Below are 23,415 nucleotides of genomic sequence, written 5' to 3' on the forward strand. Positions count from 1 at the left end.
GGGATGATGAGAGCCAGACTATTTACCGCTGTACTATTTATTGTCATGCTTGCTGCCGGCTGCTCGCAGCAGCCTCATCAATCTCGGGATGTTCCGGACGAAAAGGAAGTAAAATCAGAGCAATTGAATGAGAAAGATAAGTCTGCAGACAAGGCACCAGAAAAAGATGTCGTCCCGCTTTCGGATGCAGAATTCTTTTCTGCTGAAGACTGGGCAAATGAGAGCAGTATTTATTATTTAAGCGAAAATGCCGGCGGATCAGTCGTCTACCAATATCATTTGTTCACAGGAGAAAGAAAACCGTTTTTTGAAACAAAGGCATCCATCGTTCAATTGTCAATCAACCGGGAGACGGGCTTGCTCGCCGTTCACTCCAGCCCTTCAAGCTATGAGGCAAACATCACGATCCTTGATCAATCAGGAAATATCAGAACAGAGCGGTCATTCCCGTCAACTGAACTGAATCTGTCATGGAGTCCATCAGGAGAAAAACTTTTCATCACAGCTTTTGATGAAAACTGGTCTTTTGAAACATTTCTCCTTTCAATGAGTGATTATTCGCTTGAAAAAAACCCGGTCGAGCTTCCCTTTATTCAGTGGCTCACTGATGATGAAGTCACTTATCTGAAATGGAATGAAGCAGAACCGCAGCTCACAGCTCCTCTTGCAGCCTATTCTCTGCAGACAAAGGAAGAGCGGATTCTTGATGAACACATTATTTCACATGCGCATTTTGGGGAATACACATTTTCAATAAAAGTAGAGAACGAAGAGGAATCAACCGGCACGTATTTATTTTTCAAAAACGGAGAACTTCTCTATTCATTTGACGTTCCATTAACTCCTTTATACTCTGAGTGGCTTATTCCTGAATATGACACGGCAGAAGGTGTATTCTATACTTTTATTCCGGGAGATACGGAAGGGAAGTTCGATTTGACTGCTGTTGACCCGGAAAAAGCATCAATGAAGGTCATCACCCGGAATGTCGATAACAGTCCGATCAGCCTTTCACCCGACGGGAAATATGCTTTGTACGGATCGTACCGGGAAAAGCTCATTCACTTGAAAGATGGGGAAATTAAGAGTATCGTTAAATGAAAAAAGAAGGCAGGAACGAACATGGCCATAGCAGATGTAACCGTCATACCAATAGGCACCGAAACGGCAAGTGTAAGCCAATATGTAGCAGCAGTTCAAAAAATCCTTAGAGGATATGAAGCGGAAGGCAAGATTAAATTTCGGCTTACCCCGATGAATACGCTTATCGAAGGGGAGCTGCCGGATTTATTTGAAGTCATTCAGGCGATTCACGAGTCTCCTTTTGAGAAAGGGATTCAACGAGTAGCCACCAATATCCGCATTGATGACCGGAGAGACAAACCGTCTACAATGGAAAGCAAGCTTAAAAGTGTAAATGCCCATCAGGAGTAAAAAACAAAAACGGCCATACAGAGTGCATGTGCACCCGGTATGGCCGTTTTTTGCTGTCTATTAATGAGCAGTTGGAAATCCATGGTGAAGAATGGTCATAACAGTAAACCATCCGAAAACAGCAAGTGTTCCGCCGGCGAAAACAATGCCCATTACATTTTTGTCTTTAAACGAGCGCAGCAATCCGAGCACAGACAGCAATGTAACAAGAGCAAAAATAATAACTAACCCCATATTTGTAGCCCCCTGACGTATGTAAGTCGTTTCATAAAATCATGAAGAAAGAAAAATATTCCTTTTAATAGTTTAAACGTTTTCATTCTGTTTGTCGAGGCCCGAATTCTATGCAGACGCCATATGATTCAGCCGTTTTTTTCATGAGCTCCAAATTGTCTGCGTCTGTGAATAAAACGCTGCCATTCTCTGCAATCAGGTGCTCTTCTGTCTGAAGTCTGCACATGTGTTTCTCGAGAGGATCGCCGCTTGTGAGTCTGAACGAAAGGATCATCTCTGAAAGGAAATAATGGCGGCCCGCTTCACTTGTAAAACCATAGTCAGTAAATGTATCGTACAGCACACTCAGGTCTGTCTGCAGCAGCTCGTGCACATCTTCTATCAGAGTATGTTTTTCTTCTTTCAGCTGTGTGACAAGACGGCTGCATTCTGTTACCGTGATCATATCCGCTCTGTCTATCCAGTCATATTCCTGAATAGCTTGAGCACAGGCATCACTGGTCCATTCAATTCCCCATAATCTTTTCACCCTTTTTCAGCCTCTCCTTCTTTTAGTTGTTTCCCTTTTTAGTGTAGAATAGAAAGAAAATGCATGCAACGGGGTGTTTATATGAATTGGGAGCAGCTGCCTTTAGGTCCTCTCCAAACAAATTGCTACATAATCTCTAACCGCGAAAAGGAATGCCTGGTCATTGATCCGGGGAGCGAAGGAAATAAATTGATTCAGCACCTGCAAAAACGCGGCCTGAAGCCAGTAGCTGTGCTTCTGACACACGCCCATTTCGATCATATCGGCGCAGTTGACGACGTGCGCAATGAATACAAAGTTCCGGTCTACATACACAGACTTGAAAAAAAGTGGCTTGGTAATCCAGCTAAGAACGGGTCAAATGCTTTTCTTGGACAATCTATTGCAGCTGAAGACGCCGACTATCTGATTGATGAGGAAACCATTCTGAATGCGGGGTCTTTCTCCTGCAAAGTGCTGGAAACGCCGGGCCACTCACCGGGAAGCATTTCCTTTTACTTTGAGGAAAGCGGATTTGTCGTATCGGGAGATGCTCTTTTTGCGGGCAGCATTGGCCGGACGGATCTTCCTGAAGGCAATCATCGCCAGCTGATTAAAAGCATTCATGACAAACTGCTGAACCTTCCTGAAGACACGGTCGTGCTGCCTGGACACGGACAGGATACAACGATAGGAGCCGAAATGGACAGCAATCCATTTTTAAACGGTTTTTAGGAAGTGCCATGAAACAGCTTGTCTTCGATTTGATTGACCGGCAGGGAGGCTCTATTTCCTATGCGGAGTATATGAACCTTGTCCTCTATCATTCAGAGCACGGCTACTATTCAAGACCTGGGCAAAAGATAGGAAAAGGCGGGGACTTTTACACATCCAGTAATGTCTCGGATGTTTATGCGAAAGTATTTGCAGCCTTTTTTTCCAGGATTGTTGAAAAAGGACTTGCTGAACCGGCGTTTTGTGAAATCGGCGGGGGCACAGGGAGATTTCTGGAAGCACTCCTTTTGGAATGGAAAAAGTGTTCACCTCATACTTATGAGGCATTAACGGTTATTTCTGTTGAAGGAAGCGGGTTTCACAGAAACCTTCAAATGCAAAGGTGTGCACACCTTGCCGTTTCTTTTCAGGAGCAGCTTCCGGATAATTTCAGAGGGATCATCTTCTCAAACGAACTGTTTGATGCCTTTCCTGTACATGTAGTTGCCAAAATAGATTCACAGCTTGCTGAAGTGAAAGTGGCTTATAAAAATGGCTTGCTCGTTGAAGAATTCGAGCCTCTCAAAAATGAAGAGATTGTTTCTTTCCTGCTGTGGCAGAATATTCAGCTCTCAGAAGGCCAGCGTTTTGAAGTGCCGCTGTCTATGCTCAGCTATATGCGGATGCTGGATCATGCTTGTGAGGCTGCTGTCATCGCAATGGCGGACTATGGCTACACAAACGCAGAGTGGCACACTCCTGCAAGAAAGCAGGGGAGCATGAGGGGATATTTCAAACATCAAATGATGCCGCCGCTTCTGCACCCGTTTGAAATGGATATAACAACCCATATCCATTTTGATGCTTATGAGAAAAAAGCGGAAGAGCTTGGGTGGAACCTGCTCGTGAAAGAAAGGCAGGATCAGTTTCTGATGAATGCGGGAATCCTTTCATTTCTTCATGAGCATTCCCACAGAGATCCTTTCAGCCCGTCTGCCAAACAGAACAGAGCTGTAAGAGACCTGATCATGCCGGGGGGTATCAGTTCTGCGTTTCATGTGTATCTGCATGGCAAAGAAATTGAACGCCTGACTGAAGACATTTATAAAAAATGGTGACCTGCATTTTGCAGATCACCATTTTTTTGTCTGATAAGTCCGATAGAGGGGGCGCGCGAATTGGCTTTTCCTGGTGTCCAGTTCCATCGCTCAACTCCTCTGCCAGAACAAATCCGTCAAAAAAGTCAAACCCGGACTTTTCAGCCGGATTCTTATCTGGCTCCCGGAGCTAAACGAGCGATTCCACTTTTCGTGGTGTCTAGCTCCATCGCGCAACTCCTCTGCCAGAACAGAAACGGCGGTATAGGCAAAAAGCGCCTATACCGCCGTTTCTTTATCTGACTCCCGGAGCTAACCGGGCGCTTCCACTTTTCTTGGTGTCCAGCTCCGCCTCCTAGCCCTTCCGTCAGAAAAGAAATCCCCGAAAAAGTCAAAAGCGGACTTTTCCGGGGATTTCTTTTCTGCCTGTCAGGGCTGAACAGTCGGCTCCGCTTTTCTTAGTGACCGCCTTGCCCAGGTACCATCATAAATGTAGTCCAATATGTAAAGCCCACGAAGAAAATCGTTAAATATGCGCCGAACACGTAAATGTACATGCGCTCAGAAAGTTTAAGATAAGATAAAAACACGAAAAATCCCGTCTGACCGAAGAATAATAATGAAGTCGTTTTCATATCTCCCAGGTAAAACATGACAGCGAAGATGCCAGTCCAGAAGCCTAATACTCGGAACATGCGATCCATATGTCAATCCCTCCTTTGTTAAGTCCCTAAGTCCATCACTTTTTTTATTATAATGTACGTCCAACACCCTTGTAAATAGCGTTTACATTCTAGAAGTACCAATTATGTCACAAAGTGTAAACAAACCTAAAAAAAAGTTTGTTGAAATCAAGGCTTATTGCTGTACAAAAGTTAAACAATTGCTGTACAATCGGTTTATACAAGTTGAACAGCTGTCGTCTAAGCAAAATTGATCATAAAAAAACAATATGAAATGGGAGATGAAGACAATGAACGAATTGGTTTTTTATAGTTATCCGAGCTGTACATCATGCAGAAAGACAAAGCATTGGCTTAAGGCACATAACGTTGATTTCAATGAAAAACATTTGTTTCGCGAAACTCCTACTTATTCAGAACTTCAAAAAATCCTTCAGCTTACAACAGACGGCATGGATGAGATTCTAGCGACCCGCAGCCAGACATACAAGGAACTGAACCTGGATATAGATGAACTGCCGCTTTCAGATGTGATAAAACTGATCATCGACGAGCCCAAACTTCTTAGAAGGCCTATTATCACAGACGGAAAAAAACTGGTCGTCGGCTATAATCCTCAAGCCCTTACAAAGCTTTCTAAAAAGAAAGAAGTACAAAAATCCGTTTCATAAAAAGTCCCCCTGTTCTTTATAGGGAACGAAATAATAAGAATTCATTAGAATTATGCAGAAATACCTAGTAATGATGTGATAACTTAAAAATATGCCCGAATTTGAAGATTTTCATTTCAGCCTTTTCTTTGTATAGTGAATACAGATGGTTCATTATAAAGAACGAAAAGGGTGGAATGATGATGACAGAAATTCAATTTTTCCTAGAAGGCATTGGCAACCGGAACGTAGCAACAGACTACTCCAGCCCGAATTTTATTACAGATGAGGCAAGCATCGAAAAAGCTTCCAAAGAGTTTGCTAAAAAGAACAAGCTGAAATATATTGAATATGAAATCCTGAACAGCGGGTACAGGGTTTACTATCTAAAACCGTCCTTGCTCAAATCAAAGAGGAAGCCATATATTTATTATGCGAAAAGAAACGCTTAAAAAACCTGCGGATACAATATCCGCAGGTTTTTTGGTGTTTGGTGATTGTGCAAAGGTTGAACATCCCGATCTCTCCGCTTTTCGTGGTGTCCAGCTGCGCCTTCCAACTCCTCTGCCAGAACAAAATCACCCAAAAAGGCAAAACCGGCCTTTTTGGGTGATTTCTTATCTGACTCCCGGAGCTAAACGGAAGGCTCCGCATTTCGTGGTGTCTAGCTCCGCCTCCTAGCCCTTCCGTCAGAACAAAATCCCCGAAAAAGTCAAACCCGGACTTTTCCGGTGATTTCTTTTCTGCCTGTCAGGGCTGAACAGTCGGCTCCGCTTTTCGTACTGGGCTAGCTGGATTCGAACCAGCGCATGACGGAGTCAAAGTCCGTTGCCTTACCGCTTGGCTATAGCCCATTAAAGACTTTATTAAGTATGGGCAGAACTTGTAAAATTATTCATTGCCGCTCTATTTTTTGTTTTTCATCCAGGAGAAAATGAGTTTTTCACCCTTATAGAACTCATGAATCGTCCCGAAAATTTACTTTTCGCCGTGTGCGCTTTCTTCTTAAATGAGGTAGGCTTTCAGTAGCCGCTCAGAAAGGAGGAAATCATGAATTCCATCGAATTGCTCAGTGAAAGAATTGTAGAAGAAGCTTGTGAGCTTAACGCTTCTGATATTCATTTTGTTCCCAGGGAAACAGACGCGGTCATTCAATACAGAATCGATGATGATCTCATTGAAAAGAGGATTATCCGCAAAGAAGTCTGCGGCAGGATCATCGCACATTTTAAATTTCTTGCATCTATGGATATTGGCGAGAGGAGGAGGCCGCAGAACGGTTCACTTGCTCTGTCAAATCAGGCAATCAATGTGCAGCTTCGCATGTCCACTCTTCCTACCGTTTTTGAAGAAAGTCTAGTGATCAGAATCCTCCCGAATGATTGCATCCCTTCCGTCACCAAGCTGTCGCTTTTTCCGCAGTCCGCACAAAAACTTCTCTCTTTTCTAAATCATTCCCACGGTTTAATGGTTTTCACCGGTCCAACCGGTTCCGGAAAAACAACGACTCTATATTCTCTCATTCATTATGCAAAAAAACATTTTAACCGCAGCATCATAACGCTTGAGGATCCGGTTGAAACGAAAAGCTCCGAGGTTCTGCAGGTACAGGTTAATGAAAAAGCGGGGATCACGTATGCGGTCGGGCTGAAGGCCATACTGAGGCACGACCCGGATATTATTATGGTCGGTGAAATAAGAGACAGGGAAACCGCACAAATTGCAATCAGGGCAGCGCTAACTGGGCACTTGGTGCTCTCGACGATGCATACAAGAGATGCCAAAGGCGCCATATACAGAATGCTTGAATTTGATGTAAGCCTGTCTGAAATTGAGCAGACGTTTCTCGCGGTCGTTGCTCAGAGGCTTGTCGGGGTTAAATGTCCATTTTGCGAGGGCGAATGCTCACCGCAGTGTAAAAAAATGAGGAACGTCAGGAGACTTGGAATCTTTGAAATGCTGTACGGTAAAAATCTTACTCTTGCCATAAAAGAAGCCCGAGGAGAAAAGGTCGAATGTGATTATGCCACCTTAAGGGATGCGATAAAAAAGGGAATTGCCCTTGGGTACTTGCCCTCCTATGCTCTTCATAAATGGATGTATGCCTATGAAGACTAAAAAAAGATGGAGTCTTAAGGAGCAATCTCAATTTCTGAAGAGGATGAGCAGTCTTTTAGAAAAGGGCTACACATTAAATGAAGCACTAACATTTACTTCAATTGATCTTCGGGCAGACAAAAGCGGGGATGTGGCTCATTGTCTGCGGAGGCTCTCTGCAGGCCAGTCCATCAGGTCGGCTTTTGAAGAATTATCCTTTCACCGTGAAGTCCTGAGCTATTTGTATTTTGCTGAAAAGCACGGGGATTTGGATGCCGCCTTTAAAGAGGCGGGAGATATGCTCAGCAGAAAAGTCGTACAGCACGAAAAATGGAAGAAGGTCATGCAATATCCTCTTTTTCTCTTCTTTACAATTGGAATTCTCTTTTACCTCTCACAATCTGTTATTGCCCCTCAGTTTCAGCAGATCTACCATTCCATGAACCTTGAGCCCAGTTTTTTGACACATTTTCTATTTTTCCTGTTTGAAGCAGTAAAATTAGGGATGATTGGAAGCCTCGTCTTCCTGATGCTTTTCGGTGTTTATTATATGGTCCGGCTGAGAGCCTTTAAACCTCAGAGGAAAATGAGGGTTATGCTGAAAATTCCAATCTGGAAAAAAATCATTGTCCTTATTAACAGCTACTATTTTTCCCTGCAGCTGAGCAATCTTCTGAAAAGCGGTTTATCGATTTATGAATCACTCAAGGTTTTTGAACATCAGAATTTTCTTCCGTTTTACAGAGATGAAGCGAAATGGTTTATTGAACATTTAAAAAAAGGGGAGAGATTTGAAACCCTCATAAGCCTTAACTGTTTTTACGAAAAGGAAATGAGTCAGGTCGTCGGCCATGGACAAGCAAACGGAAGGCTTGCAAGAGAGCTGTATACATACAGCCAGTTTGTCCTTGAAAGACTTGAAGACAAAACAATGAAATGGCTGCTGATAATTCAGCCTGCAGCCTATATCACAGTGGGAATTACAGTGCTGATCATGTACCTGTCAATGATCATGCCCATGTATCACATGATGGAAGCTTTATAAAGGGAAAGGAGTCTGATTATGGTTAAAAATGAAAAGGGGTTTACACTGATTGAAATGCTTATTGTCCTTCTTGTCATATCCGTACTGCTTTTGATCACCATTCCCAATATTACAAAACATCATGCAAACATCCAGAGCAAAGGGTGTGAAGGACTGAAAAACACGGTTCAGGCCCAAGCCTCCGCCTATCAGATTGAAACGAAAAAGACTGCGACGATCGAAGAACTTGTGACGGCAGGGTACCTTGAAGAAGCACCTGCATGTCCTAATGGCACGGCGCTTACCATTGATGCTGAGGGCAAAGTCGGTGAGGCGCCTGCAGTCGAATAAAGGGTTCACGCTTATGGAAACAGTCATCGTAATCTGCATCGTTACTGTGATGACAGGGACCGCTGTTTTCATCCTTCAGCCATTTCAAAGTCAAAAGCCTGCTCAGCTTTTCTTCAAGGCGCTTGAACAGGATCTTTTATATGCCCAGCAGTATGCCATTTCAAATAAAAAAACGATTGTCCTGTTATTTGACCCTGCTAACCACAGGTATATAGGTACAGAAGGCGGAATTTCCAAGGATAGGCTCTATACCGTTTCTTATGATTCGAATATTCTTCTAACACCTTCCACTATGGAAGCGAGGGTTCAGTTTACTCCTGACGGGAGGCTCTCTGAAAGCGGCACGATTGTCGTGCAGTACCGTAAAAAAAGATACAATATGATTTTTTACATGGGGATGGGGAGGATGGGTGTTGAGGAACAATAGAGGCACTACATTGGCTGAGACGGTTATGGCTTTTAGCATCTGGTCTATGATTTCGCTGATTTTGCTCCCTGCCTCTATGTATATCAGTCAGGAACGGGAAAAAACGCGGCTTAAACATGAAGCTGTCACTGAATTGCAGACAATCATTGAAAAGCGCGCGTATAAGGAAGGAGAACAAAATGAAGAAGGAAAGGATATCAGCTGGAGTGTTTCCGGAGAGCTTGAAAAAGCATGCATTGAGTGGAGCTTCAAAGGCACGCTCGAAGTGGAATGCCTCTATTCTTTCAGCCCATAGCGGTTTCACATTCTTGAATATGCTGTTTTCTTTCAGTATATTCGCTGTGATTACAGCATCGTCAGCTCTGCTCATTCCCCATCTTTACAGAGTGTCGGAAGATAAACGGGACATAAATCCGCTGGAATGGGAGATCTTTCAGCAGCAGGCTGCCATTGAGTTCAGAGAAGGCACCGGCTTCAAAGTCCAGGACCAAAAGCTTTCATTTACCTCAAAAACGGGAAGAAGCATTGAATTTGAAAAGTACGGAACGATGATTCGGAGACAGGTGAATAACACCGGCCACATTATTTGCTTGAGACATGTGAAGGATATGCATTTTACCCAAATTGAAGGCGGAGCGTTGCTCACAGTTGTCAGTACTTCAGGCAAAACCTACAGGTGCACATTCAGAAGCTTTTTAGGATTGAAGCGATCAGGATGAGAAATGAAAAAGGATTTATCCTGCCGTCTGTTTCAATGATCGCGTTCTTTATCTTACTGATTCTTCTTCACCAGACAGCCGTGTTCACAGCTGAAAAAAAGTTTTACAGCGAGAGAGAGCGTTCAATGATTCTTGAGAATCTGCTCCTTTGCGGTGTTCAGCATTCCATGCAGTCCATTGCGGATCAAGAAGGGATAAACCACTATGAAATAAAGACGGACGATGGTTCCATCACTTATACGGCTGCTGAAAAAGGTGAAGGCGAATTGCTGGTATCACTTGCTGCAAAACTGAATACGGGCCATTTTTCATCAGCAAAATATACGTACAATCTGAATTCAGGAGTAATGACTGATTGGACGGTCTACTGATATAAGTGAAGAGCAGTTCCCTGCATACTGATTCTGTGGTAAGGTAATGGAAAAACAAGCGGAGTGAACAGCAGTGAAGCCAATTTTTATCACGGGATTTATGGGGACCGGTAAAACGACTGTAGGCAAGGTGCTTGCCGAAAAACTCGGATACCCTGTATTAGATACTGATCAAATGATTGAACGTGCAGCAGGGAAGCAGATCAAAGACATCTTTAAAGAAGACGGGGAAGAGGTGTTCCGTTCACTTGAAACGCAGATGATTGAGCGTGCGCCTACAGAAAATGCTGTAATCACGACAGGCGGCGGGCTGCCTGTGCGAAAAGTGAACAGGGACAATATGAAAGAGAACGGCATTGTGATTTTCCTTCAAACCGATCTTGATGTCATTTTTGAACGGGTGCAGCAGGATGAAAACCGCCCGCTTGCCTCAAAGGCTTCAAAAGAAGAGCTTTCATCCCTGTATGAGTCGCGCATAAATGCTTATGAGGACTGTACAATAAAAATCAAAACAGAGGGAAAAACCATAGAACAGCTGGCAGATGAATTGATTGAACGTATAAAAGAGCTGGAAACGCGGCATACTAGCTAAAAAGTGCGTATGAGGTGTGTTTGCAGTGTCTACGAATGATTATGTGAAATATATGACTCAGCAGCTGGTCAGATATATGGATACTCCAAAAGAAGAGCGGAAGGCACTAAAAACAATGCGGAAAACGGAGAAGTCGCCGTTTGCAAGCAGGTGGTTCGGCATCCTTCCCTTTGCTTTTATGTTTTTCTTAAAAAAGAGAAAATAGAAAGAAGGTACCTCATAGAGGTACCTTCTTTCTATTTTCTGCATCTGCTTAATCCGCTTCTTCCAGAACCTGTATCTTTTTGATTTTTTCTGTTTTTGCATCGTAAGAGATGGTGACAAACACCCCGATGTCTTTTATTCCCTCGCGCAATGTCACCTTGTATTGTTTGACCGTCTGATTCTTCTTGGTGTTGTCCCAGATCTTCTGGGCAAACAGTACTTGTGAGAGCGGATAACGTTTTTTCGTTTCTTTAACCGCTACGTTTTTCCAGTCTGTATGCTTTTCCGCATAAACATTTGCTGAATGTGAAACCAAAGCCGGCTGCAGACCGTATATAAGGAGAAGCAGCAAAAGCAATATGGTTTTCCTCATGATATTCACCGTCCTTGTTAGTTATTTTTTCCAAAAATCATGCTGCTATTCAAAGGGGGATTCGAAATGGAATTTATCATGGTTATTGTATTTGTCGGAATTTTGGCAGTGATGGGGATTGCTGGTGACAGCAGAAAAAGAAGCAGACGCAGGGACTCCTCTGGTTTTACGTATACGGGTTCAGACAACGGCAGAGACTGTCATTCTGATTCAGGATTCTTCGGCGGAGGGGATTCAGGCGGGGGAGACTGCGGCGGCGGTGGCGGCGGAGGAGATTGAGAAAGAGGGAGCCTGCAGACACAGGCTTTTTTGTTTTCTATAAAGAATATAGCGTTGTATTGGACGTTCTTTATAATGTTTCAATATAGTAAGATTGTTGAAGATATTTGGAGGGAACCGGCGGTAAACGTTCTTTAAAAAGAAATATAGCGGAATTTGACCCTGTTTTTATTCGCTGAAGAGGTATATACTTTTAGTAGACGAATTAAGTTTGCTTTTTTGTTCTTTATTAAGAATAAAGGCGGAAATGTGTTGAAGGCACTCTTTTTGATGTTAGCAGCTTTAAACAGTATGGACGCAGCATTGACCCTTGCCGGTCTGCACTTTGAGCTGATTACAGAAGCCAATCCTGTTATGAGGATTCTGTATGAGGTGCATCCTGCGGCATTTACATGTACTAAGCTGTCATTTTCATTATTTCTGCTTTTGTTTGTATTCACGGGGCGTGTACCGTCATCACCGACAATTAAAGTCCTTTCAATTGCCGCTGCATTTCTGTATTCGGCTGTTCTTTTGGCTCATTTGCACTGGATCCGGCTGCTGATTGGATGAAAAGGGGAAAAGCGATGTATAAAAAACTTTGCAGTCAGTGCTATCAGCCATCTTTCAGCAGCAGCAAAACAAATCAGTGGATTTGTCCTGTCTGCTCGAATGATATTACCTCCCATAAAGCGATACAGGCTGTTCACGCTGTAAAGAAAATACCGCTGTCAGCCTATCAGCCAATAAGGGCCACAACTTACGGATTTGACAGAAAAGGATAGCTGCATGAAAACAGCACCATACAAAAGGGACCAAAAGACCTTTTGTATGGTGCTGTTATTTTTCCTGATTCATTTTCCAGCGGTTGAATTCCAGAAACTCTCTGAACTGATCCTTGGTAACACCTGAATCCATTGCCTCTTTGACCAGGTTTGCCCAATCATGATCAAGGTTAGCCTGTTTCGTGTTCTGCTCCTCAAGAATAAGTGTATTCATCGAGACCCCGAGAACAGTAGAGACCTTTTCAAGAAATTGAACAGAAGGATTTGACTGCAGGTTCCGTTCGATTGAGCTTAAATATGATTTGGCAACTCCGGCCCGATCGGCAAGCTCTGATAGTGACAGTCCCCGCTCTTTGCGGTATTTTCGTATGCGTTCACCAATCATATAATCACCTTCCCAGAGGTATTATAGCATATAGCGAAGGGGTTGTTATATATATAGAACGAATTTACGAAAAAAAATTACGTCATGCAGGAGATTGTCAACTTTTAACTGTTTGCGTTTTCAAAAACTCTCTGATTTCTTCTTTGCTGATTCCCATTTCCAAGGCTGACAGAATTAACTCTTTCCATTCCTGATCCAGCATTTGAACATCCTGCATTAACACTTCCATTGTAACTCCTCCTAAAATACGCGATAGTATTTCAGGCAGTCCAGCCATCATAGCTCCGGAGAACCGTAGACCTGTGACTTTGCGTCCCGGCTTTTCAGCAGGTTTGCCTTTGTCTGATTATGTGCAACTCTGACACTGCATCAATAACAAAGTATTTCTTTTGTCACTTCTTGCTGTCTATCTAATTTACTACTATTATAAAATTTCATTTTCACTGATTGTGCTGAAATATGTCGATAGAAAAAAATATTTTCATTTTTTTCAAAAAAATACTAATAATTAGAAGTATATTCCTTTTGTGTAGGTATTTTGGCTTGATTTACCTGTTTTCTTCGACAGCCATTCTTCGGCAAAAATAAAAAGGCAAAAAATGATTTTCTGACACTAAAATCATTTTTTGCGTAAATTTTGACATTAAGCGAGGGCAGTCCGGGATAAGTAGAATAAACCGCCGTTTGTAATCGAGACATGAATGTGAGGATCATACAGCTCTTTCAAGGCTTCTTTTTCAAGATGGTAAGATTCCGGCTTTACTTCAAGATCTTCGTAAAAGTGGCTTAACAGCATCATGTCCGAATTCCAGCGCTGTCTTGCATCATCTGCCCAGGAGTGGTCGTCCTGTTCAAATTTAGCTTGTATATAATTCTGAATCCGAACAAGGCCGCTTTGTACTTTGATCATTGGCGATGTTGTAAAACACAAATCAGGAATTCTCGGAGTAAGGGCCATGTTTTCCAGATGATCTTGAAAATCTTCTATGATTGCTCCGCTGATCAGGTGAAGTCCGATTGAATAGAGATGATCCTTTTTCTTGTCGCTCTGATAGGATACCATGACATTCACACCGAGCCATGGATGCAGGGACTGGGAGCTTCCTGTATTTGGCGGGTTTTCATATAGGCGGATATGGCCTCCGAATTTTTGGGCAGTCCGGAAAATCTGATGCAGTCTTGGTGCTCCAAAGTGCATGATTTCCCCTTTCAAATCAGCTGGGGCCCGTTTGGCATCTGTTATTAAAGTCAGCTGCATCGGATTTGGCACGCCGCCTGTTTTCTCAAGATATGTCCAGTAAAACGGCCTGTTCATCAATTCTTTATCCATGTCCACTGTCAGCTGGATCGTCATATAGCCAGGCTGTTTTTCTGTAATGTCGCATGAATTGGCCGTGAAAAAGGTTTCAAGAAACTCGCTGATCTGCTGCTGCTGCATCGTTTATCCCTCCATTCTCTGTTTTGTGTGTTCCTGTTCTGCAGAATGCAGGATGGATGTCAGGTTTTCCATCTTAATTTTCATTTCTCCATCGCTTTTTGATTTGAACAGGATGTCCTGCAGGTGATCTTCGAAATTGGATATCTCCAGTTTTGTCAAAATTTCATCAAGCTCGCCGATGACCTTTTCAAACAGGTTGATTTTTTCATAGAGAAGTTTCAGAATGTGTTCTTCAACGGTGTTTTTTGTTGCCATATTATAAATGTGGACATCTTTTTCCTGCCCGAGACGGTGAATCCGTCCAATCCGCTGTTCAAGCCGCATCGGATTCCAGGGAAGATCATAGTTGATGATGTGATTGCAGAACTGCAGGTTGATTCCTTCACCGCCAGCCTCTGTCGCAATCAAGACTTGAACACGGTTTTTGAAAAGGTCCTTCATCCAGTCTTTTTTTCCTCTCTTGAATCCTCCCCTGAATGGAACAGATGAAATGCCGTGCTGCTGAAGGAACCATTGAAGATAAAACTGGGTGGCCCTGTATTCTGTGAAAATGATGACTTTGTCGTTGATTTGCTGAATCAGTTCAACGGTCCGCTGTGCTTTGGAATTTCCGTCAACTTCATTAATGCAGTTCATCAGTTCTTCAATGACAGAGTCTGGAAGAGGGGATGCTTCACCTTCAGGACGCTCCGCCATTTTTTTCAGCGTCATGTAGACAGCTTCCCTGCTTGAGCATGCCTCTCTTTGCAGCGTCATGATTGAAAAGGTGCTGGCCGAAGAGGCGCCGAATGTTTTTAGACGTGAGATAGCCGTATACAGCTGGCGTTCACTTTCAGACAGTTCAATCGGAACGGTTTCAACATGCCGTTTAGGCCATTCAATGCCCGTATCTCCCCTGCGGTTGCGGATCATGACTTTGTTCACGAGTTCCTGAAGATGCTCATGGTGTTCCAAAGAGCGGTTCTTGGCAGAAAATACTTCTGAAAAGTAAGCTTCGTTGCCTAAATGACCGGGCTTCAGCAGAGAGACAAGATTAAAGATCTCTTCTACGCGGTTTTGAATGGGCGTTGCAGTAAGAAGCAGGCAGTATTTCTTTTTCAGGCTCTGAACAAATTCATAGTTTTTTGTTTTGCTGTTTTTCAGTTTATGAGCTTCATCGATGATGACCAGGTCGTACTGCTGGTTTAGAACAATTTCCCGGTGAGGGCTTCTTTTAGCCGTATCAATAGAAGAAACGACGACATCGCAGGCTTCCCATACGTAGCTTTTCTTTTGCTCAACGGCTGGAATATAGAACTTTTCATGAAGCTCTTTTGCCCACTGGGAGACAAGAGAGGCCGGAACAAGAATGAGAATTTTCTTAGCCAGTCCCCGAATCATATATTCCTTGACGATAAGTCCTGCTTCAATCGTTTTTCCAAGGCCCACTTCATCTGCAAGAATAGCCTTTCCGTTCATGTTTTCCACCACTTGCCTCGCGACCTCCAATTGATGGGGAAGAGGAGTGAAGTCTGTCAGGTGATTTGGAGCCTGAAGCCCTTCAAAGGATGGAACAATCAGGTGCTTTTGCACGGCGCATGCCAATTTGTAATTCTCCCAGCTGGCCCATGGGCCGTCATCATCAAGTTTTTTAAGAAAAGCATCTTGCCACGCGGAGTCAAATTTCAGTTTTACGTTCATGATTGACAGCCCTTTCAAAAAAGAATAGATCTATCTCTATTGTTCACGTTAAGTGGTAAAATAGCAGGTTATCACGATGGATTAGATGAAATGACAGTAAAACACGAACATTCCAATGTGTTTTAAACGAAACATTTGTGAAAAAAGTGATTGATGAATAAAGACCTTAATGGTAGGATGTTAATAAGTAAGAAAGTTGCTAACTTACTCAGTTTTCAGTCAGCGGGCTTCTTATGTCAAAAATGTCATAATGTCTAAAATGTCTACTTATCAGTATCACCAATTAATGAAAAAATATGAGCGGATGAGAGCAAGGGGAGAGACTGCAGCATACGCATGCAGCGCCGAAGGAGCAAACTGATGTGAATCTCTCAGGCAAAAGAACTCTTGCTTGACGCAACTCTGGAGAGAGTTTGTGAAAGCGGCAAACCACCAAAGGGGAAAGCTCGGCCATTTTATTGACCGGGTAAACTTTCAGGTGCAGGGACAGAGACTTCCATTAAAGGGAGTTCTCTGTCCTTTTTTTGATGAAAAAAAGAGGATCATACCGGGAGGCGATGAGATGGCGGATTTAAAGCGGACACCGCTTTTTGACTTATACAAAGAGCAGGGTGCAAAAACGATTGATTTCGGCGGCTGGGACTTGCCGGTGCAGTTTTCTTCTATTAAAGAAGAACATGAAGCTGTTCGCGAAAGAGCAGGCTTGTTCGATGTATCCCACATGGGGGAAATTGAAGTAACAGGCACAGGCAGCCTTGCGTTTCTTCAAAAAACAATGACAAACGATGTTGCTCTTTTGAAAGACGGAGGAGCACAGTATACCGCTATGTGCTATGAAGACGGCGGAACGGTGGATGACTTATTAATCTATAAAAAATCAGATGCGCATTATCTCCTTGTAGTGAATGCATCCAACATTGAAAAGGATTTTGAGTGGCTGAATTCCCAGCTGTTCGGGGACACGGAACTGCAGAATGTATCGTCAGATGTTGCCCAGCTCGCTATCCAGGGACCGCTTGCTGAGTCAATCCTTCAAAAACTCACGGATACAAATTTAAGTGAAATCAGGTTTTTTAAATTCAAAGATAACGTAAAAATTGCAGGAGCTGATGCTCTTGTGTCAAGAACAGGCTATACAGGTGAAGATGGTTTTGAGATTTACTGCGCCGCGTCTGAAGCACCTAAGCTTTGGAAGGCGATTTTGGAAGCCGGAAAAGAAGATGGTCTTCTGCCATGCGGACTCGGCGCCCGTGACACGCTTCGCTTTGAAGCGAACCTGCCGCTTTACGGCCAGGAACTTTCCAAAGACATTACACCGATAGAAGCAGGCATCGGGTTTGCGGTGAAACCGAACAAGGAAAGTGATTTCAACGGCAAAGCAGTATTAAAGGAACAAAAGGAAAACGGACCGGACCGAAAGCTTGCCGGAATTGAAATGATCGATAAAGGCATACCGCGATACGGCTATGAGGTGTTCGCAGGAGAAGAACAGATCGGGGAAATTACAACCGGCACACAGTCTCCTACACTTAAAAAGAATATCGGGTGGGCACTGCTTAAGAAAGAATTTGCTGAGCCCGGCACTGAAGTGTTTGTTCAAGTACGAAAGAAACGCTTAAAAGCAGTTGTCGTGCAGACGCCTTTTTATAAACGACCAAAAAAATAAACCGGGTTGAAAGGGGAATACATCCATGAAACATCGTTACTTGCCGATGACAGAGCAAGATCAGCAGGAGATGCTTCAAGCTGTCGGAGTAGCATCGATTGATGAGCTTTTTCAAGACATTCCTGAAAGCGTGCGATTTAAGGGCGAATACAGCATCAAGAAAGCGAAATCCGAAACAGAGCTAATGAAAGAGATGAGCGCGCTTGCTGCTAAAAATAAAGATTTAAGAAGCAACGCATCTTTCCTTGGAGCTGGTGTTTATGACCACTACATGCCGATCATTGTGGATCATGTGATTTCAAGATCAGAATTTTATACGGCCTACACGCCATATCAGCCTGAGATCTCACAGGGCGAGCTGCAGGCTATCTTCGAATTTCAGACGATGATCGCAGAGCTTACCGGCATGGATGCAGCCAACTCTTCTATGTACGATGGCGGAACGTCACTTGCTGAAGCGGCTATGCTTGCCTGCGGACAGACGAAAAAGAAGAAGGTCATTGTGTCAGGAGCCGTTCATCCTGAAAGCAGAGATGTGCTGAAAACGTATGCTAAAGGACAGTACATTGAGGTTGTAGAAGTGCCTGTCAAAAACGGCGTGACGGACCTTGATGCTTTGAAAGCAGAAATGTCTGATGATGTGGCGGCAGTTGTTGTTCAGTATCCTAACTTTTTCGGCCAGATTGAACCTCTTAAGGACATTGAGCCGATTGCCCATACAGGCAAAAGCATGTTTATCGTCTCTTCCAACCCGCTTGCACTTGGAGCATTGACACCACCGGGTGCATTCGGTGCCGACATTGTTGCTGGAGACGCGCAGCCGTTCGGGATTCCTACGGCATTTGGCGGCCCGCACTGCGGCTATTTTGCTGTCACACAGAAACTGATCCGCAAAGTGCCCGGCCGTCTTGTCGGACAGACAAAGGATGACCAGGGACGCAGAGGCTTTGTTCTGACGCTTCAGGCACGCGAACAGCATATCAGACGTGATAAAGCGACATCAAACATCTGTTCAAATCAGGCTTTGAATGCACTTGCAGCATCTGTTGCCATGACAGCGCTCGGAAGAAAAGGAGTCAAAGAAATGGCTCTGCAGAATATCCAGAAAGCAAACTATGCTAAAAAGGCATTTAAAGAAAAAGGATTCGACGTGCCGTTTGACGGACCAATCTTTAATGAGTTTGCCGTTAAATTAACTAAGCCCGTGAAAGAAGTGAATGCCCGCCTGATTGAAAAGGGCATCATCGGCGGCTTCGATCTCGGCAGCGTATATCCTGAGCTTGAAAATCACATGCTCGTAGCTGTAACAGAACTTCGCACGAAAGAAGAAATTGATGCATTCGTTGAGGAATTGGGGGATGGACATGAATAACGAGAATCAGCCATTGATTTTTGAACTGACTAAGCCTGGCAGAACAGGCTACAGCCTGCCTGAAATGGATATTCCAGAACGATCAGCAGATGAACTCATTCCCGCTGACTATCTCCGCACAGAGGAAGCTGAACTGCCGGAGGTATCAGAGCTTGATATCATGAGGCACTATACAGCTCTTTCAAAGCGCAATCATGGAGTGGACTCAGGCTTTTATCCGCTTGGTTCATGCACGATGAAGTATAACCCGAAGATAAATGAAAATGTTGCCCGCATGGCAGGGCTTGCCCATATCCATCCGCTTCAGGATGAGAGCACCGTACAGGGAGCCCTTGAGCTGATGTATGACCTGCAGGAGCATCTTGTAGAAATTACAGGAATGGATGAAGTCACGCTTCAGCCGGCAGCAGGTGCTCACGGAGAGTGGACCGGACTTATGATGATCCGTGCCTATCACGAAGCAAACGGCGACACCGGACGCACAAAGGTCATCGTACCTGATTCTGCCCACGGAACCAATCCTGCATCTGCCACGGTAGCGGGTTTTGAAACGGTTACTGTAAAATCAAACGAACACGGACTCGTCGATCTTGAAGATCTGAAGCGTGTGGTAGGAGATGATACCGCTGCGCTGATGCTGACAAATCCGAATACGCTGGGTCTTTTCGAGGAAAATATTCTGGACATGGCAAAGATCGTGCATGATGCAGGCGGCAAACTGTACTATGACGGAGCCAACCTGAACGCCGTACTAAGCAAGGCACGTCCCGGAGATATGGGATTTGACGTCGTTCACTTAAATCTCCATAAAACCTTTACCGGGCCGCATGGCGGGGGAGGACCGGGTTCAGGTCCTGTCGGTGTAAAAGCAGATCTTATTCCGTACCTTCCGAAGCCTGTTTTAGTGAAACGTGATGACAAATATGCATTTGACTATGACAGACCGCAGTCCATCGGAAGAGTCAAGCCGTTTTACGGCAACTTCGGAATCAATGTGCGTGCATATACGTATATCCGCACAATGGGTCCGGACGGATTAAAAGCTGTGACAGAGTATGCTGTTTTAAACGCAAACTACATGATGAGAAGACTTTCAGAAGCGTATGATCTGCCGTTTGACAGACACTGCAAGCATGAATTTGTTTTATCAGGGAAAACGCCAGAAAAAACTTGGCGTGCGCACGCTTGATATCGCGAAGCGCCTTCTGGATTTCGGCTACCACCCGCCGACGATCTACTTCCCGCTCAATGTTGAGGAGTGCATCATGATTGAACCGACGGAAACCGAGTCAAAAGAAACACTTGATTCATTTATTGATGCCATGCTTCAAATTGCGAAGGAAGCAGAGGAAAACCCTGAAATGGTTCAGGAAGCTCCTCATACTACCGTTGTTGGACGTCTTGATGAGACAACGGCAGCACGCAAGCCGATTCTCCGTTATCAGAAGCAATAAGAAAAAGGATTCGCCAAGTGGCGAATCCTTTTTGGTTATTTACAGAATGTTAAATTGTTCAGTGATGTGGACAACCTGATAAAGTCATCTGCGTCCAGCTCCAGCGCCTAAATCCTCTGTCAGAACAAATCCGTCAAAAAAGTCAAACCCGGACTTTTCTGCCGGATTCTTATCTGCCTATCGGATCTGATCACGGCGCTTCCGCTTTTGTTATTATTTTTTCGTTTTAATTCTTCCGCTCCAGCCTTTAAAGCCGCCTTTTAATGTGTAAAGGTCCGAATAGCCTTTTTTCTTAAGCATCTGAGCTGTGCGTCCGCTTCTTACTGTGTTTTGGCAATACAGATAAACAGGCTGGTCTTTGCGGATTTCTTTATGGCGCTGTCTCATTTGTGACATTGGGATGTTTCTTGCGCCAAGAATATGGCCGCCTTCAAATTCGTTCGGCTCGCGTACATCGATAAGCTGAGCCTTTCTGTATCCTGCACGGAATTCCTCTTCCGTTAATGTTTTCATAATTTTACGCTGGTAAAAATAAGAGAAGATAGTGTAGGCTGCAATTGCGCCGACTAAAATTAATAAGAAAACCCATGTTGTCAAGCTGACCCGACTCCTTTTTTATACCCTTTATGCGGGCTGGTTCATGTAAACCTCTGTTTATTGGACAAATATAATTATATAAGAGCAGGGTCAAATTGTCATCCATGAATCAGAGTTATTTATTTTCATCCGGTAATTCTTTTTGATAGACTATGATAGCGGAATGAATTTAACAAACAGCCTAAGCATGAAAAATGGGGTATGAACATGGAGAAAGAAATTTGGAGATTTATTGATTCGGGCAATTGCTCTCCTGCTTACAATATGGCGCTAGATGAGGTGCTGCTTGAGTGGAACAGCGAAGGGAACTTTCCGCCTGTAATCCGTTTTTACGGATGGAACCCTGCGACACTCTCTGTAGGTTATTTTCAGAAAGCGGAAAAAGAAATTGATCTTGAAGCTGTTAAACGGAACGGACTCGGCTTTGTGCGCAGGCCAACCGGCGGCAGGGGTGTCCTGCATGATCAAGAACTTACATACAGTGTCATTGTTTCAGAAGACCATCCTGAGATGCCGAAGACCGTTACAGAAGCATACCGTGTGATCTCAGAAGGAATTCTTCAGGGATTTAGAGAGCTTGGCCTAGATGCATATTTTGCTGTGCCAAGAACGGAGGAAGAGAAGCAGGGGCTTAAAAATCCGCGTTCAGCGGTTTGCTTTGATGCCCCATCCTGGTATGAGCTTGTCGTTGAAGGAAGGAAAGTGGCAGGCAGTGCCCAGACACGTCAAAAAGGCGTGATTCTCCAGCACGGCTCGATTCTGCTTGATCTTGATGAAGATCTTTTGTTCAGCCTGTTTAAGTACCCAAGTGACAGGGTAAAAGAACGAATGCAGAAGAACTTTAAAAATAAAGCAGTTGCAGTGAATGCTCTCAGAGAAACAAAAGTAACAATTGAAGAGGCAAAAGAGGCGTTTATAAGAGGGTTTGAAAAAGGGCTGAACATTAAGCTCGAACCGTATAAACTGACTGAAAAAGAACAGGCTGCAGCCATGAAACTGGCAGCTGAAAAATATGAATCGGATGAGTGGAATTATAAACGATAAGCGGCTGAAATAAGTCGCTTTCGTTTATTTTTATTTTTCTATTTATTTCTATGTGTTCCTTATTTTTCTAGGTTTCTGCTCTCTTTTAAATTTGCAACCGACAAATTACTTCAAAAAAAGTGATTTACAATCTCCTATCTTCTTTATTCTCTTTTTTTCACACTCAATTATGAAGTTTTCAATTTGACAAAATGACAACAGACTGACTTTTTATCCATATATAGTATTGTCGAACAAAAAAGAAACACTATATATTGATAAACGGATGGCTGTGTGATAAATTAAATCAAGTACAAAGATAATAGGGGAGTTGTTTGAATGACCGTTGCACTGAATGAAAATCTGAAACTTGATGTGGACAAGCTTAACCACGATATTTCACTTTTTCCCCAAGTTCATCCGATTACAGAAGATATGAAGCTTACACACAAAGGTGTATCCCGTTTAGTCATGCTTGACCGGTACACATTTAAAGACACTGAAAAGCTGACGCTATCCAAAGGCGATTTTGTCGTTCTGACAATTAAAGAAGATCCGAAATTCCCGGCAAGAGGCCTCGGGTACATCTTAGATATAGACTGGCAGGCAAAAATGGCGCATGTACAGGTGGAAGAAGAGTACCGCCTTTCACTTGAGAAGCCTGAAGAAGTAGAATCAGGAGTCATTCACCGCTCTCTTGACGTTATAGAAAAACCGCTTGAAGTATATTACGAACAAATAGCCAAACGGAATGCGACAGGTCTTGCATCTGTTGAGAAAACAGAAGAAAAACGCAAGGAATGGTTTGAGAAGTTCTATCATGAACTTGTCGGCCTGAACTTTGTTCCTGCAGGACGCGTGTTATACGGAGCGGGAGCGGGAACAGATGTGACGTATTTCAACTGCTACGTGATGCCGTTTGTGCAGGATTCACGCGAAGGCATTTCCGAACACCGCAAGCAGGTCATGGAAATCATGAGCCGCGGCGGAGGCGTCGGGACAAACGGTTCAACGCTGCGTCCGAGAAACACCCTTGCAAGAGGAGTCAACGGCAAATCATCAGGCTCCGTATCCTGGCTTGATGACATCGCGAAGCTGACTCATCTGGTTGAGCAGGGCGGATCCCGTTAAATACAAAGTCCACACGGCGGGATAAAAATCTCGTGAATTGCTGGAACACCCTAAAGCTTTTTCAGCCACAACGTGACTGGCAACAGTGAGCGTGAAGGCCTGAAAATGAAAAAGATGACACAATGGGCAATCAGCAGCGAAGCATCTT

Annotated in this window: 30 protein-coding genes, 1 tRNA gene, 2 pseudogenes and 2 riboswitches; of the genes and pseudogenes, 23 read left to right on the top strand and 10 right to left on the bottom strand. The window is 43.8% G+C overall.

The window, feature by feature from the left end; all coding sequences use genetic code 11:
* Positions 1 to 3: 3 nt before the first annotated feature.
* Together RKD52_RS07320 and RKD52_RS07325 are read left to right on the top strand one after the other, a co-directional pair.
* Positions 4 to 1,101, top strand: a complete 1,098-nt coding sequence (locus tag RKD52_RS07320) for a YqgU-like beta propeller domain-containing protein (protein ID WP_454099205.1) — start codon at positions 4 to 6, stop codon at positions 1,099 to 1,101.
* Positions 1,102 to 1,122: 21 nt separating this feature from the next.
* Complete coding sequence (locus tag RKD52_RS07325) at positions 1,123 to 1,434, top strand: MTH1187 family thiamine-binding protein (RefSeq protein ID WP_454099206.1); 312 nt, start codon at positions 1,123 to 1,125, stop codon at positions 1,432 to 1,434.
* A 60-nt stretch (positions 1,435 to 1,494) separates the two neighbouring features.
* On the opposite strand, the gene RKD52_RS07330 is transcribed toward RKD52_RS07325, so the two are convergent.
* Together RKD52_RS07330 and RKD52_RS07335 are read right to left on the bottom strand one after the other, a co-directional pair.
* Positions 1,495 to 1,668 (bottom strand): DUF2759 domain-containing protein, encoded by a 174-nt coding sequence (locus RKD52_RS07330; RefSeq protein WP_029279690.1) that lies wholly within the window; start codon positions 1,666 to 1,668, stop codon positions 1,495 to 1,497.
* A gap of 82 nt (positions 1,669 to 1,750) precedes the next feature.
* Positions 1,751 to 2,197: a hypothetical protein gene (locus RKD52_RS07335; RefSeq protein WP_454099207.1), complete on the bottom strand. Its 447-nt coding sequence runs from the start codon at positions 2,195 to 2,197 to the stop codon at positions 1,751 to 1,753.
* 81 nt (positions 2,198 to 2,278) lie between these two features.
* Between RKD52_RS07335 and RKD52_RS07340 the strand changes: the two genes are divergently transcribed.
* Positions 2,279 to 2,911, top strand: coding sequence for an MBL fold metallo-hydrolase (locus RKD52_RS07340; RefSeq protein WP_454099208.1), 633 nt, complete (start codon positions 2,279 to 2,281; stop codon positions 2,909 to 2,911).
* An 8-nt stretch (positions 2,912 to 2,919) separates the two neighbouring features.
* A complete protein-coding gene (locus RKD52_RS07345) occupies positions 2,920 to 4,008 on the top strand; it encodes an SAM-dependent methyltransferase (protein WP_454099209.1) in 1,089 nt (362 codons plus the stop codon).
* 437 nt (positions 4,009 to 4,445) lie between these two features.
* On the opposite strand, the gene RKD52_RS07350 is transcribed toward RKD52_RS07345, so the two are convergent.
* Positions 4,446 to 4,691 carry a DUF2626 domain-containing protein gene (locus RKD52_RS07350; protein WP_029279699.1) on the bottom strand — a complete coding sequence of 82 codons (246 nt, stop codon included), beginning with the start codon at positions 4,689 to 4,691 and terminating at the stop codon, positions 4,446 to 4,448.
* Between the two features lie 269 nt (positions 4,692 to 4,960).
* Between RKD52_RS07350 and RKD52_RS07355 the strand changes: the two genes are divergently transcribed.
* A complete protein-coding gene (locus tag RKD52_RS07355) occupies positions 4,961 to 5,341 on the top strand; it encodes a Spx/MgsR family RNA polymerase-binding regulatory protein (protein WP_035207135.1) in 381 nt (126 codons plus the stop codon).
* Between the two features lie 182 nt (positions 5,342 to 5,523).
* A complete protein-coding gene (locus tag RKD52_RS07360) occupies positions 5,524 to 5,772 on the top strand; it encodes a hypothetical protein (protein WP_342823499.1) in 249 nt (82 codons plus the stop codon).
* Positions 5,773 to 6,102: 330 nt separating this feature from the next.
* Here RKD52_RS07360 and RKD52_RS07365 read toward each other — a convergent pair.
* Positions 6,103 to 6,174: transfer RNA gene (locus RKD52_RS07365), tRNA-Gln, on the bottom strand.
* A gap of 196 nt (positions 6,175 to 6,370) precedes the next feature.
* Here RKD52_RS07365 and comGA point away from each other — a divergent pair.
* The 9 genes from comGA (at position 6,371) to RKD52_RS07410 (ending at position 11,106) form a co-directional block, all read left to right on the top strand.
* Positions 6,371 to 7,438 carry a competence type IV pilus ATPase ComGA gene (gene comGA, locus RKD52_RS07370; protein ID WP_369735857.1) on the top strand — a complete coding sequence of 356 codons (1,068 nt, stop codon included), beginning with the start codon at positions 6,371 to 6,373 and terminating at the stop codon, positions 7,436 to 7,438.
* The gene (comGB, locus tag RKD52_RS07375; RefSeq protein WP_454099210.1) at positions 7,428 to 8,462 is read left to right on the top strand and encodes a competence type IV pilus assembly protein ComGB; all 1,035 of its coding nucleotides are present in this window, start codon (positions 7,428 to 7,430) and stop codon (positions 8,460 to 8,462) included. The genes comGA and comGB overlap by 11 nt, the downstream gene beginning before the upstream one ends.
* Before the next feature lie 18 nt (positions 8,463 to 8,480).
* Positions 8,481 to 8,792, top strand: a complete 312-nt coding sequence (gene comGC / locus RKD52_RS07380; protein ID WP_454099211.1) for a competence type IV pilus major pilin ComGC — start codon at positions 8,481 to 8,483, stop codon at positions 8,790 to 8,792.
* Positions 8,793 to 8,805: 13 nt separating this feature from the next.
* The gene (gene comGD, locus RKD52_RS07385) at positions 8,806 to 9,219 is read left to right on the top strand and encodes a competence type IV pilus minor pilin ComGD (protein ID WP_454099212.1); all 414 of its coding nucleotides are present in this window, start codon (positions 8,806 to 8,808) and stop codon (positions 9,217 to 9,219) included.
* The gene (locus RKD52_RS07390) at positions 9,206 to 9,514 is read left to right on the top strand and encodes a hypothetical protein (RefSeq protein ID WP_454099213.1); all 309 of its coding nucleotides are present in this window, start codon (positions 9,206 to 9,208) and stop codon (positions 9,512 to 9,514) included. Before comGD ends, RKD52_RS07390 begins: the two co-directional genes overlap by 14 nt.
* Entirely contained in the window at positions 9,399 to 9,938 is a 540-nt protein-coding gene (comGF, locus tag RKD52_RS07395; protein ID WP_454099214.1) for a competence type IV pilus minor pilin ComGF, read from the top strand. The genes RKD52_RS07390 and comGF overlap by 116 nt, the downstream gene beginning before the upstream one ends.
* Positions 9,935 to 10,309 carry a competence type IV pilus minor pilin ComGG gene (gene comGG / locus RKD52_RS07400; protein ID WP_454099215.1) on the top strand — a complete coding sequence of 125 codons (375 nt, stop codon included), beginning with the start codon at positions 9,935 to 9,937 and terminating at the stop codon, positions 10,307 to 10,309. The genes comGF and comGG overlap by 4 nt, the downstream gene beginning before the upstream one ends.
* A 73-nt stretch (positions 10,310 to 10,382) precedes the next feature.
* Positions 10,383 to 10,901 (top strand): shikimate kinase, encoded by a 519-nt coding sequence (locus RKD52_RS07405; RefSeq protein WP_454099216.1) that lies wholly within the window; start codon positions 10,383 to 10,385, stop codon positions 10,899 to 10,901.
* 25 nt (positions 10,902 to 10,926) lie between these two features.
* The gene (locus RKD52_RS07410) at positions 10,927 to 11,106 is read left to right on the top strand and encodes a YqzE family protein (protein ID WP_369735850.1); all 180 of its coding nucleotides are present in this window, start codon (positions 10,927 to 10,929) and stop codon (positions 11,104 to 11,106) included.
* A gap of 48 nt (positions 11,107 to 11,154) precedes the next feature.
* Here the strand turns inward: RKD52_RS07410 and RKD52_RS07415 are convergent, their stop codons facing one another.
* On the bottom strand, positions 11,155 to 11,478 hold the full coding sequence (locus RKD52_RS07415; protein ID WP_454099217.1) for a DUF3889 domain-containing protein: 324 nt from the start codon (positions 11,476 to 11,478) through the stop codon (positions 11,155 to 11,157).
* Positions 11,479 to 11,544: 66 nt separating this feature from the next.
* Here RKD52_RS07415 and RKD52_RS07420 point away from each other — a divergent pair, with 66 nt between their 5' ends.
* The 3 genes from RKD52_RS07420 (at position 11,545) to RKD52_RS07430 (ending at position 12,521) form a co-directional block, all read left to right on the top strand.
* Positions 11,545 to 11,757, top strand: a complete 213-nt coding sequence (locus tag RKD52_RS07420; protein ID WP_454099218.1) for a hypothetical protein — start codon at positions 11,545 to 11,547, stop codon at positions 11,755 to 11,757.
* 270 nt (positions 11,758 to 12,027) lie between these two features.
* Positions 12,028 to 12,309 carry a DUF5658 family protein gene (locus RKD52_RS07425; RefSeq protein ID WP_454101160.1) on the top strand — a complete coding sequence of 94 codons (282 nt, stop codon included), beginning with the start codon at positions 12,028 to 12,030 and terminating at the stop codon, positions 12,307 to 12,309.
* Positions 12,310 to 12,323: 14 nt separating this feature from the next.
* Positions 12,324 to 12,521, top strand: coding sequence for a hypothetical protein (locus tag RKD52_RS07430; protein WP_369735847.1), 198 nt, complete (start codon positions 12,324 to 12,326; stop codon positions 12,519 to 12,521).
* A gap of 55 nt (positions 12,522 to 12,576) precedes the next feature.
* On the opposite strand, the gene RKD52_RS07435 is transcribed toward RKD52_RS07430, so the two are convergent.
* The 4 genes from RKD52_RS07435 to RKD52_RS07450 all read right to left on the bottom strand — a co-directional run bounded on the left by RKD52_RS07435 (position 12,577) and on the right by RKD52_RS07450 (position 16,024).
* A complete protein-coding gene (locus tag RKD52_RS07435) occupies positions 12,577 to 12,906 on the bottom strand; it encodes a helix-turn-helix domain-containing protein (protein ID WP_369735846.1) in 330 nt (109 codons plus the stop codon).
* A 97-nt stretch (positions 12,907 to 13,003) separates the two neighbouring features.
* Complete coding sequence (locus tag RKD52_RS07440) at positions 13,004 to 13,135, bottom strand: anti-repressor SinI family protein (protein WP_369735845.1); 132 nt, start codon at positions 13,133 to 13,135, stop codon at positions 13,004 to 13,006.
* A 31-nt stretch (positions 13,136 to 13,166) separates the two neighbouring features.
* Positions 13,167 to 13,253, bottom strand: a riboswitch (cyclic di-GMP riboswitch).
* Between the two features lie 296 nt (positions 13,254 to 13,549).
* Complete coding sequence (locus RKD52_RS07445; RefSeq protein ID WP_454099219.1) at positions 13,550 to 14,344, bottom strand: YqhG family protein; 795 nt, start codon at positions 14,342 to 14,344, stop codon at positions 13,550 to 13,552.
* 3 nt (positions 14,345 to 14,347) lie between these two features.
* A complete protein-coding gene (locus RKD52_RS07450; RefSeq protein WP_454099220.1) occupies positions 14,348 to 16,024 on the bottom strand; it encodes a DEAD/DEAH box helicase in 1,677 nt (558 codons plus the stop codon).
* A gap of 304 nt (positions 16,025 to 16,328) precedes the next feature.
* Positions 16,329 to 16,421: riboswitch (glycine riboswitch) on the top strand.
* A gap of 165 nt (positions 16,422 to 16,586) precedes the next feature.
* On the opposite strand from RKD52_RS07450, the gene gcvT reads away from it, so the two are divergent.
* From gcvT to gcvPB, 3 genes and pseudogenes are all read left to right on the top strand, one after another.
* Positions 16,587 to 17,690: a glycine cleavage system aminomethyltransferase GcvT gene (gene gcvT, locus RKD52_RS07455; protein ID WP_454101161.1), complete on the top strand. Its 1,104-nt coding sequence runs from the start codon at positions 16,587 to 16,589 to the stop codon at positions 17,688 to 17,690.
* A 25-nt stretch (positions 17,691 to 17,715) separates the two neighbouring features.
* On the top strand, positions 17,716 to 19,062 hold the full coding sequence (gcvPA, locus tag RKD52_RS07460) for an aminomethyl-transferring glycine dehydrogenase subunit GcvPA (protein WP_454099221.1): 1,347 nt from the start codon (positions 17,716 to 17,718) through the stop codon (positions 19,060 to 19,062).
* Positions 19,055 to 20,516: pseudogene (gene gcvPB / locus RKD52_RS07465) on the top strand (aminomethyl-transferring glycine dehydrogenase subunit GcvPB). The gene gcvPA and the pseudogene gcvPB overlap by 8 nt, the downstream one beginning before the upstream one ends.
* 213 nt (positions 20,517 to 20,729) lie before the next feature.
* On the opposite strand, the gene RKD52_RS07470 reads toward gcvPB, so the two are convergent.
* On the bottom strand, positions 20,730 to 21,089 hold the full coding sequence (locus tag RKD52_RS07470; RefSeq protein ID WP_234703420.1) for a rhodanese-like domain-containing protein: 360 nt from the start codon (positions 21,087 to 21,089) through the stop codon (positions 20,730 to 20,732).
* Between the two features lie 231 nt (positions 21,090 to 21,320).
* Here RKD52_RS07470 and RKD52_RS07475 point away from each other — a divergent pair, with 231 nt between their 5' ends.
* The gene (locus tag RKD52_RS07475) at positions 21,321 to 22,157 is read left to right on the top strand and encodes a lipoate--protein ligase family protein (protein ID WP_454099222.1); all 837 of its coding nucleotides are present in this window, start codon (positions 21,321 to 21,323) and stop codon (positions 22,155 to 22,157) included.
* 318 nt (positions 22,158 to 22,475) lie between these two features.
* Positions 22,476 to 23,264, top strand: a pseudogene (locus tag RKD52_RS07480) (ribonucleotide reductase N-terminal alpha domain-containing protein); the annotation flags it as partial.
* Between the last annotated feature and the right edge of the window lie 151 nt (positions 23,265 to 23,415).

Source organism: Metabacillus sp. SLBN-84 (assembly GCF_053629595.1).

Bases quoted from the DNA above. Each gene is read 5' to 3' on its own strand.
- RKD52_RS07350 (WP_029279699.1), bottom strand. From the start codon at position 4,691: ATGGATCGCATGTTCCGAGTATTAGGCTTCTGGACTGGCATCTTCGCT.
- RKD52_RS07450 (WP_454099220.1), bottom strand. From the start codon at position 16,024: ATGAACGTAAAACTGAAATTTGACTCCGCGTGGCAAGATGCTTTTCTT.
- RKD52_RS07345 (WP_454099209.1), top strand. From the start codon at position 2,920: ATGAAACAGCTTGTCTTCGATTTGATTGACCGGCAGGGAGGCTCTATT.
- comGG (WP_454099215.1), top strand. From the start codon at position 9,935: ATGAGAAATGAAAAAGGATTTATCCTGCCGTCTGTTTCAATGATCGCG.
- comGA (WP_369735857.1), top strand. From the start codon at position 6,371: ATGAATTCCATCGAATTGCTCAGTGAAAGAATTGTAGAAGAAGCTTGT.
- comGF (WP_454099214.1), top strand. From the start codon at position 9,399: ATGAAGAAGGAAAGGATATCAGCTGGAGTGTTTCCGGAGAGCTTGAAA.
- RKD52_RS07415 (WP_454099217.1), bottom strand. From the start codon at position 11,478: ATGAGGAAAACCATATTGCTTTTGCTGCTTCTCCTTATATACGGTCTG.
- RKD52_RS07340 (WP_454099208.1), top strand. From the start codon at position 2,279: ATGAATTGGGAGCAGCTGCCTTTAGGTCCTCTCCAAACAAATTGCTAC.
- gcvPA (WP_454099221.1), top strand. From the start codon at position 17,716: ATGAAACATCGTTACTTGCCGATGACAGAGCAAGATCAGCAGGAGATG.
- RKD52_RS07430 (WP_369735847.1), top strand. From the start codon at position 12,324: ATGTATAAAAAACTTTGCAGTCAGTGCTATCAGCCATCTTTCAGCAGC.
- RKD52_RS07360 (WP_342823499.1), top strand. From the start codon at position 5,524: ATGACAGAAATTCAATTTTTCCTAGAAGGCATTGGCAACCGGAACGTA.
- RKD52_RS07425 (WP_454101160.1), top strand. From the start codon at position 12,028: ATGTTAGCAGCTTTAAACAGTATGGACGCAGCATTGACCCTTGCCGGT.
- comGB (WP_454099210.1), top strand. From the start codon at position 7,428: ATGAAGACTAAAAAAAGATGGAGTCTTAAGGAGCAATCTCAATTTCTG.
- RKD52_RS07440 (WP_369735845.1), bottom strand. From the start codon at position 13,135: ATGGAAGTGTTAATGCAGGATGTTCAAATGCTGGATCAGGAATGGAAA.
- RKD52_RS07325 (WP_454099206.1), top strand. From the start codon at position 1,123: ATGGCCATAGCAGATGTAACCGTCATACCAATAGGCACCGAAACGGCA.
- RKD52_RS07320 (WP_454099205.1), top strand. From the start codon at position 4: ATGATGAGAGCCAGACTATTTACCGCTGTACTATTTATTGTCATGCTT.
- RKD52_RS07475 (WP_454099222.1), top strand. From the start codon at position 21,321: ATGGAGAAAGAAATTTGGAGATTTATTGATTCGGGCAATTGCTCTCCT.
- comGD (WP_454099212.1), top strand. From the start codon at position 8,806: ATGGAAACAGTCATCGTAATCTGCATCGTTACTGTGATGACAGGGACC.
- RKD52_RS07445 (WP_454099219.1), bottom strand. From the start codon at position 14,344: ATGCAGCAGCAGCAGATCAGCGAGTTTCTTGAAACCTTTTTCACGGCC.
- RKD52_RS07435 (WP_369735846.1), bottom strand. From the start codon at position 12,906: ATGATTGGTGAACGCATACGAAAATACCGCAAAGAGCGGGGACTGTCA.
- comGC (WP_454099211.1), top strand. From the start codon at position 8,481: ATGGTTAAAAATGAAAAGGGGTTTACACTGATTGAAATGCTTATTGTC.
- RKD52_RS07330 (WP_029279690.1), bottom strand. From the start codon at position 1,668: ATGGGGTTAGTTATTATTTTTGCTCTTGTTACATTGCTGTCTGTGCTC.
- RKD52_RS07355 (WP_035207135.1), top strand. From the start codon at position 4,961: ATGAACGAATTGGTTTTTTATAGTTATCCGAGCTGTACATCATGCAGA.
- RKD52_RS07420 (WP_454099218.1), top strand. From the start codon at position 11,545: ATGGAATTTATCATGGTTATTGTATTTGTCGGAATTTTGGCAGTGATG.
- gcvT (WP_454101161.1), top strand. From the start codon at position 16,587: ATGGCGGATTTAAAGCGGACACCGCTTTTTGACTTATACAAAGAGCAG.